The 7399-nt window shown below is 69.1% G+C and carries 9 protein-coding genes; 5 read left to right on the forward strand and 4 right to left on the reverse strand.

Features of this window, described 5'->3' with window-relative positions; translation table 11 throughout:
• Both ACFYY7_RS44775 and ACFYY7_RS44780 read left to right on the forward strand, forming a co-directional pair.
• A partial coding sequence (locus ACFYY7_RS44775; RefSeq protein ID WP_388672045.1) for a contact-dependent growth inhibition system immunity protein occupies window positions 1-208 on the forward strand: 208 nt, incomplete at its 5' end.
• Between the two features lie 272 nt (window positions 209-480).
• Window positions 481-621 (forward strand): hypothetical protein, encoded by a 141-nt coding sequence (locus ACFYY7_RS44780; RefSeq protein ID WP_388672047.1) that lies wholly within the window; start codon window positions 481-483, stop codon window positions 619-621.
• Between the two features lie 458 nt (window positions 622-1079).
• Here the strand turns inward: ACFYY7_RS44780 and ACFYY7_RS44785 are convergent, their stop codons facing one another.
• The 3 genes from ACFYY7_RS44785 to ACFYY7_RS44795 all read right to left on the reverse strand — a co-directional run bounded on the left by ACFYY7_RS44785 (window position 1080) and on the right by ACFYY7_RS44795 (window position 5014).
• Window positions 1080-3278, reverse strand: coding sequence for a hypothetical protein (locus ACFYY7_RS44785; RefSeq protein WP_388672060.1), 2199 nt, complete (start codon window positions 3276-3278; stop codon window positions 1080-1082).
• Window positions 3279-3467: 189 nt separating this feature from the next.
• Window positions 3468-4679 carry an MFS transporter gene (locus tag ACFYY7_RS44790; RefSeq protein WP_388672050.1) on the reverse strand — a complete coding sequence of 404 codons (1212 nt, stop codon included), beginning with the start codon at window positions 4677-4679 and terminating at the stop codon, window positions 3468-3470.
• 23 nt (window positions 4680-4702) lie between these two features.
• Window positions 4703-5014, reverse strand: a complete 312-nt coding sequence (locus ACFYY7_RS44795) for a hypothetical protein (protein WP_388672053.1) — start codon at window positions 5012-5014, stop codon at window positions 4703-4705.
• Window positions 5015-5398: 384 nt separating this feature from the next.
• Here ACFYY7_RS44795 and ACFYY7_RS44800 point away from each other — a divergent pair, with 384 nt between their 5' ends.
• Window positions 5399-5578, forward strand: coding sequence for a hypothetical protein (locus tag ACFYY7_RS44800; protein ID WP_388672056.1), 180 nt, complete (start codon window positions 5399-5401; stop codon window positions 5576-5578).
• A gap of 123 nt (window positions 5579-5701) precedes the next feature.
• Here ACFYY7_RS44800 and ACFYY7_RS44805 read toward each other — a convergent pair whose 3' ends face one another.
• Complete coding sequence (locus ACFYY7_RS44805) at window positions 5702-6220, reverse strand: cupin domain-containing protein (RefSeq protein WP_388672062.1); 519 nt, start codon at window positions 6218-6220, stop codon at window positions 5702-5704.
• Between the two features lie 508 nt (window positions 6221-6728).
• Between ACFYY7_RS44805 and ACFYY7_RS44810 the strand changes: the two genes are divergently transcribed.
• Both ACFYY7_RS44810 and ACFYY7_RS44815 read left to right on the forward strand, forming a co-directional pair.
• Complete coding sequence (locus ACFYY7_RS44810; RefSeq protein ID WP_306313500.1) at window positions 6729-6953, forward strand: hypothetical protein; 225 nt, start codon at window positions 6729-6731, stop codon at window positions 6951-6953.
• Window positions 6953-7225: a hypothetical protein gene (locus tag ACFYY7_RS44815; protein WP_351267394.1), complete on the forward strand. Its 273-nt coding sequence runs from the start codon at window positions 6953-6955 to the stop codon at window positions 7223-7225. Before ACFYY7_RS44810 ends, ACFYY7_RS44815 begins: the two co-directional genes overlap by 1 nt.
• The last annotated feature ends 174 nt before the right edge of the window (window positions 7226-7399 follow it).

The following is a 7399-nucleotide window of genomic DNA, read 5'->3' on the forward strand; positions in this document are numbered from 1 at the left end:
GGAGGTGCTTCGTGACAACCCGCTGGCCGAAGGCGACATGTACGAGGGCGACCTGCTGCGCGCGGTCCTGACCAGGAACTCAGCTGTCTGGAGCGTTTATCCGGAACTTGCGAGGCAACTGACCTTCATCGTCGGCGGTCTCTCCGACCTCTCGCCAGACCTGCGGAGCAAGGTTGAGCGGTTCGTAGGCGCCGTCCAGAATTCCTGACGCGTCGCAGGTGCCTGTCGTCTGCTACGGGGCTGTCCACCGAAGACGCCGTGGCCCTGGCCGTTTGGCAGGGCCACCTCGGGTGAGCCGACGGACCATAATGCCGATCATCGCTTACCGGATCGTGGTCGCGGACCGGGCAGGATCGGCCTCGTAGTCACGGGCAAGCCGCAGGTGCGCGGTCATCCAGGCGTACCGGCGGCAGCCGCGAAGCGTGGCTCGCTCTCGGGAAGGATCACCCGGACAACCTGATCCCGGAGGCACGTGACTGGGTGCGCGCCTCAGTGGCCGCCGGCATTCTCGCACCGCCCAAGAAGGATCCGCTGATCGAGGAGATGCACAAAGCCAGCAGCCTGATCCGCCAGGCATGGACAACCCACCGCTGGGACGAACGCCCGCACCGCCGCCCATGAGAACACAGCCGGACGTGGCATACGGGGCGCGCCCATGACCCCAATGCCTGGCGGAACGTGTTTCACGGCCTCGCCCGCCGCCTCGAGCGCAGCGCCATCGTCGTCGTCGCCTTCTCCGGCCTCGCTGGCAGCATTAGCGGGCGGCGTCCAGCGCCAGCATTTGCCGCCGTGGGCTCCGAGGCGGCACCCAGGAGCCCCAGCACCTCACCCGGTGCGACGTTCACCAGGAACCCCGGATCAGCCACCCGCCCATCTACACCCGTATGTACAGCCCCAACCCCGCCAACGTTCAGATCATCAGGCATGACCTGTATGCCCCCGACACACCTCCGCTCACCCCTACCCGAGAGAACGCAGCAAAGCCGCAGGTGACGGTAGGCGAGCCGGGCTGTACGCGGAGAACTGGCGACCTCGCGTAATCGTGAGTCGCCCCCAGGGGCGCATCGGGCGGGGCTGTGTCAGCAGCGGGACAGCACCGCAACCTCGCAGCCGAAGCCCACCACCAACCGACCGTCCGGGGAAACGGCCACTGTGCCAACCGGAGCAGGGAACACCAGCTTCTGCCCGTCCGGCTGGCCTGCAGTCAGGTCCCATACCCGCACCGTCCGGTCCTCGCTTCCGGTGATGGCGACCAGGCGCGCGTTCACCACCGTCGTCGCCACCGCCAGAACCGTGCTGGTGTGGCCGGTGAGCGGTTCGCCGATCTGCTGCCGGGTGGCCAGGTCCCACACCCGCACCTTCTTGTCCGAGTTGCAGGTGACGGCGACCGGGCGGCCGTCCAGCACCGCTGTCGCCACCGCAAGTACTGGGCCGGTGTGGCCGGTGAGGGGTTCGCCGACCGGTTGGCGGGTGGCCAGGTCCCACACCCGCACCGTTCCGTCCCCGCCACCGGTGACGGCCACCGGGCGGCCGCCGACCACCGCCGTCGCTACCGCCCGCACCCAGTCGGTGTGGCCGGTGAGGGCTTCGCCGATCGGCTGGCTGGCGGTCAGGTCCCATACCCGCACCGTTCCGTCCCGGCCACCGGTGACGGCCATCGGGCGGCCGTCCAGCACCGCTGTCGCCACCGCAAGTACTGGGCCGGTGTGGCCGGTGAGGGGTTCGCCGACCGGTTGGCGGGTGGCCAGGTCCCACACCCGCACCTCTTTATGCCAGCCACCGGTGACGGCGACCGGGCGGCCGTCCAGCACCGCCGTCGCCACCGCCCCCACCCGGCCGGTGTGGCCGGTGAGGGGTTCACCGGCCGGCTGGCCGGTGGCCAGGTCCCACACCCGCACCGTCTTGTCCCAACTGGCGGTGACGGCGACTGGGCGGCCGTCGACCACCGCCGTCACCACCGCTCCCACGTCGTCGGTGTGGCCGGTAAGGGCTTCGCCGATCGGCTGGCTGGCGGTCAGGTCCCATACCCGCACCGTTCCGTCCCGGCCACCGGTGACGGCCATCGGGCGGCCGTCCAGCACCGCTGTCGCCACCGCAAGTACTGGGCCGGTGTGGCCGGTGAGGGGTTCGCCGACCGGTTGGCGGGTGGCCAGGTCCCATACCCGCACCGTTCCGTCCCGGCCACCGGTGACGGCCACCGGGCGGCCGTCCAGCACCGCCGTCGCCACCGCCCCCACGCCGTCGGTGTGGCCGGAGAGGGGTTCGCCGACCGGCTGGCCGGTGGCCAGGTCCCACACCCGCACCGTCCTGTCCCAACTGGCGGTGACGGCGACTGGGCGGCCGTCGACCACCGCCGTCGCCACCGCCCCCACGCCGTCGGTGTGGCCGGTAAGGGCTTCGCCGACCGGCTGGCTGGCGGTCAGGTCCCATACCCGCACCGTTCCGTCCCGGCCACCGGTGACGGCCACCGGGCGGCCGTCCAGCACCGCTGTCACCACCGCAAGTACTGGGCCGGTGTGGCCGGTGAGGGGTTCGCCGACCGGCTGGCCGGTGGCCAGGTCCCACACCCGCACCGTCCTGTCCCAACTGGCGGTGACGGCCACCGGGCGGCCGTCCAGCACCGCCGTCGCCACCGCCCCCACGCCGTCGGTGTGGCCGGAGAGGGGTTCGCCGACCGGCTGGCCGGTGGCCAGGTCCCACACCCGCTCATCAGTGACGGCGACCGGACGGCCATCCACCACCGCCGTCGCCACCGCCCAGTCAGTGTGGCCGTAGCGGGGTATGCCGATCGGCTGGCCCGTGGCCAGGTCCCACACCCGCACCGTCCCGTCGTACTCTCCCCCACCACCGGTGACGGCCACCGGGCGGCCGTCCACCATCCCTGTCGCCACCGCATTCACCTCGTCGGTGTGGCCGGTCAGGGTATACCGGAGGCTGTGGTGGTCGATCGCGGTGCTCGTGGCCCATTCCACTGCCCATGGCACTGGGGGATCACCCTCAACCGGTACGGCGGTAATCCGCGCCGCCAGCCCCCGATTCCCGTACCGGGCGGCATCCAACGCCAGCAACTGCCTCCGTACCCCCGCGCCGGCATCACGGTGCAGGTGCGCCGACGCCCGGTACACCGCCCCCGCCAGCCGCCCAGCAGGCCCCGAAGCCGCATCCACCAGCCCCAGCACCTCCTCCGGGTCGGCATTCACCAGAAACCCCGGATCCGCCAACCGCCCATCCGCGCCCGCAAGCACGGCCTCAACGTCAACGTTCAGATCATCGGACATGCCCGCATCCAACCAGCCCACCACGCGACTGCGTAGCCAATTACGCAACGTTACTGACGAACCGTCCAGCAGCCTCAGCAAACAAGACCCGCCCCAGACCCGCAGTCCGCCCCCGCCTCACCAATTCGCGCGGGTTCTTATGGTGGCGGGCCGGCCACCGCCGATCCGGCAGGTCGATCGATCTGGAGGTCATGGGGTGGCGGCTCGCCACGCGGGATGCAATGCGGGATAGAGGCTGACCAGGAGATAACCAGCCGCGATCACGAGCAAAGCCGTGGTGAGGCTGGTCGTGGCGACCAGCACGCCGGCGCCGAAAATGCCCAGCGGCACCGCAGCCACAACCGCGGCCATGATCGCGCCGGACACGCGTCCCCGGAGCTCCGAGGGAATACGGCTGAACTGGACAGCGGTCAACAGCGGGTTCACTGGTCCAGCAGCGATGCCGGCGAGAGCCATGGTGACAACAAGCGTGGGAGTCCCGGGCATCGCGGCGATGACGAAGAACTTCGGGGCTCCGGAAATCAGCAATGCGCCGGTCAGGATTACGTGCCCGGGGAACCGGTGCCCAACTGCGCCGAACAGGATCGCGCCCGCCAAGGCGCCGGCGCCGAAGGCGGCGACCGAAAGCCCCAGGGCGAGCGGGTTGTCGAGCACCTGCTTGGCCAGGGTTGGCAGCAGCACGGTGAACAGGGCGTTGTCGGCCATGTTGGCGAACATGAACACCACGAGGATCCGGGGCAGCAACGTGTCCTCGCGGATGAATCGCAGTCCTTCCCTGAGCTCCGCGAAATACCGTGACGTGCCTTTCGATAGGTGCGGAGACTTGCGAGGCGATGCGCGGGGCACAGTCAGTCCCACGAGCAGGGCTGATACCAGGAAGCTGGCCGCATCCATGTACAGCACAAGGATTGGCCCGAGAGCTGCGAGGAGCACGCCGCCGAGTAATCCGCCGGTGAGCTGGGCGACACGCATCACTGTCTCGTGTGCGCTCATCGCCCGTTCCAGCCGCATACCGCTGGCTTCGGCCAGGTCGGGCACGAGGGAGCGGCGAGCTGTTGTGCCTGGAACGTCGAGCATCGAGCCGGCGAACGTGAGGACCAGCAACAGCCAGAACGGCAGGTGGCCCAGCATATACAGGACCGGGATCGCAGCCACCGTCATCCCGCTGGCCAGGTCGGCATGGACACTGCTGCGGATGAACCCCATGCGGTCCACCAGGGGGCCACCGAAGAGCCCGGCCAGCACCACGGGAGCGAAGTAGGCGACCCCGCTCAGCCCGGCCCGTGCGGGATCACCGGTGGTCTCCAGCACGAACCAGGGAATCGCGATCAGGGCGATCCGGTTTCCCGCGGCCGAAACCGCCTCGGCTGCCAGGACAGCGCCAAGCGCTCGCCGTGCCATTCGCGTTGACGTGCCTGAAGAAGTCACCTGGTTGCCGGCTCCCGGCCCATGCTGGTGGCCTGGTCAGTCGGAAAGTACCAGTCCATGGGGTCGGGCTGCCTACCGAAGTGCCCGCACAGACGCCGCTGCCGCCTGGTCATCCTGGCGACGGTGTGCTCGGCCATCCGATCGTGGTCGTTCGGCCTGATCCACAGTTGGCCGAACCGCAGGATGACCGGCTTGCGCACGTTGCCGCTTCTGTTGGGCGCCACGCCGTGCCACGGGCTCCAAGGGAAGTGCCAGGCGTGGTCATCGCGGATCGGTGACAGCCGCATCGGGGTGGGCAAGTCGGGCACCAGCAAGTCCTCTCGTCGTACGGCATGCGGACGACAATCACGCTAGCCAGGAGCGCGGACACCCAAGCCTGAACGCGGGACTTCGACCGGAACCCTGCCTCGCTCGACGAAGACGACACCGCCGCGATGGCGAGCCCGAAACAGCACGAGGACCTCGGCGATCACACCACCGTGGGAGTTCTCGCTTCCGTGTCCGGGATGGTTCTCGGTCTGGTGTCCGGGTTTGGGCGCTGTGGGCCGGGCCGGTTCGGGTGCTTCTATGAGGTGTTGAGCAGTGATGGCCAGGCGCTGGTGCTGGACAAGCAGTGAGGATTGGCTGGTCACTGGGTGAGGATTACCTGGTCAGGGAAGTGAGAGCTCCCACTTCCCGAACACGCGGAAGAGATGGCCTGGGACGTCCTGGACGCGGCGGCCGACGCCCCGTGGGGCTACCCGCAGTGGGACACCGGCGACCCCGAGGGCGAGGACGTACGCATCGCGTCCGTCGGCCAGCTCTCCGTGATCTACTTCGCCAACCGCGCCCTGCGCCACCTGTCCGTCCTGGACATCATCTGGCACGGGTAGCCGCCCGGTGACAACGCCCCGCCCCCGGCATTGCAGCGGCACTGTTGGCGAACTCGTACAGGCCGAGCTCGCCCTGGTGGTGGCCATCGTGGCGGGGAACGGTAGTCCTGCAACGGCCCCGAACTATTCCCTCCCGGGCTCGAAGTCTTCCAGGAAGTAGCTGTCGTGCCGGATGCGAAACTGCTTAAGTTCCTCGCCACCGTGCTGTGCCATATCCGCAACCCGCTCGAAGTATTCCTCGCGTGGGGCGCCGGGGGAGAAGAGCATGAGCATGGACATGGGCTCGGCGGTCACGTTTTTGAAGGCGTGCAGGCCGCCGACCGGTACGTACAGGAAGTCGCCCACGCGGCCCGTGACCCACTTATCGCCGTTGTACAGCTCCAGTTCGCCGGAGAGAATGTAGAAGGACTCCGACATCGCCTTGTGGAAGTGGGTCTTGGCTCCAGCGGACTGTGCGCCCAGCTCCACCTTGTACAGGCCGAACTCGCCGCCGGTCGACTCGTTGGTGGCGAGGTAGTGGGTAGAGGCGCCGGGTGAGGAGATGTCCGGTGGGCTGTCGGCCGGGCGGAAGGCCGCGTTCACTTCGCCCTTGTTGCCGTGGTAGCGGGCTTCCGGGTACTCGAGGTATTCCGGGTACGACATGATGCGCTCCTCTTGGCAGGTCTCCACCAGCATGTTGGCTCCCGCCTCCAGAAGGTGGCATCGGGCTTGCGGATGGTCTTGGGTTGGCCCGGGCTTAGGGCTGGGGATCTAGCACTGCAGGGCTAGGCGGTGGGCCGTAGGGCTGCCAGGCGTGACGTTCGTGTGCGGGCTCGTGGAGTGTCGGTACGCGGTCGAGTCATTCGTTGTAGCGCACGAGCTGGGCCATCTGCTGGAGCGCCACGACGTCCGTGACGCTACTGCGGGAAAGGAAGTCAGCGCCGACCAGGTCGCGATCAGCCTGCAGTTGGCGCGGCACGCTTTCTGGAGCCCGAAGGGGCCTCCAGGGCCGATTCGGGAACCGAGCGTGACACATGAGAGTTGATCGCCCGCGAGGTTACGAGCAGTACGGACCGTAGTCACGGGGGCCGGTTCCGCCGGAGTGGTCCCGGGCCCCCTGGCCCGGCGATACCGTGGTGAGCAACGCCAGTTCTGCCCCCTGGAGCCCTCGATGAGCGAACAGCCGGCCCCCGCCGCCCGGCAGCTGGAGCCCGCGGCCGCCGACGCCGTCCGCGCGTACGCGGCCAAGACCCGCGCCGACGCCGACCGGTTTGCCGCCGTCCTGGAGGACATCGCCACCAACGGCCTGCCCGACCCCGAGCAGTGCACCCCCTGGGAGGAGCTGCGCGAGGCCCACCTCGCCCGCCTCGCCTCCCAGCGCCCGGCCGTCGCCTGATGCCCCCGCAGCACAGCCGGCGCCGCGCCCGGATCGCGTTCACCGACTCCGCCGCCAAGCAGCTGGAGAACATCACCAGCGAGGCGGAGATCCACGCCCTGGACCGCGCCCTGGTCGTCGTCTCCGTCGATCCCGAGGTCGGCGAGCCGATCCCCGGCAGCGCCGCTGGCCCCCAGTTGCGTGAGTACGCCGACGAGGTCGAGCGCGTGCGCTTGTTGTACTGGGTGACGGCTTTGCGGACCGTGGTCGTGGTCGCCTACCTCGAGGTCTGACCCGCGACGTCCTGGACCAGGCCGACCGGTCAGGGCGGTGTTCACTGGTAGCCGAGACCGGCCCGGGGCCGTGCTGTCTGCGCCCCGCCGCCAGCCGTTCTTCAGGAATCAGGAGTCCTTGACCTTGCCCAGTGTCAGGGTGATCGGCCCGTCCACGTCCGGCTGCAGGTACAC

The sequence above is a fragment of the Streptomyces sp. NPDC001933 genome (assembly GCF_042890955.1).
In the GTDB taxonomy this organism is placed as follows: Bacteria; Actinomycetota; Actinomycetes; order Streptomycetales; family Streptomycetaceae; genus Streptomyces.

Bases quoted from the DNA above. Each gene is read 5' to 3' on its own strand.
- ACFYY7_RS44785 (WP_388672060.1), bottom strand. From the start codon at position 3,278: ATGTCCGATGATCTGAACGTTGACGTTGAGGCCGTGCTTGCGGGCGCG.
- ACFYY7_RS44790 (WP_388672050.1), bottom strand. From the start codon at position 4,679: ATGGCACGGCGAGCGCTTGGCGCTGTCCTGGCAGCCGAGGCGGTTTCG.
- ACFYY7_RS44800 (WP_388672056.1), top strand. From the start codon at position 5,399: ATGGCCTGGGACGTCCTGGACGCGGCGGCCGACGCCCCGTGGGGCTAC.
- ACFYY7_RS44805 (WP_388672062.1), bottom strand. From the start codon at position 6,220: ATGTCGTACCCGGAATACCTCGAGTACCCGGAAGCCCGCTACCACGGC.
- ACFYY7_RS44810 (WP_306313500.1), top strand. From the start codon at position 6,729: ATGAGCGAACAGCCGGCCCCCGCCGCCCGGCAGCTGGAGCCCGCGGCC.
- ACFYY7_RS44815 (WP_351267394.1), top strand. From the start codon at position 6,953: ATGCCCCCGCAGCACAGCCGGCGCCGCGCCCGGATCGCGTTCACCGAC.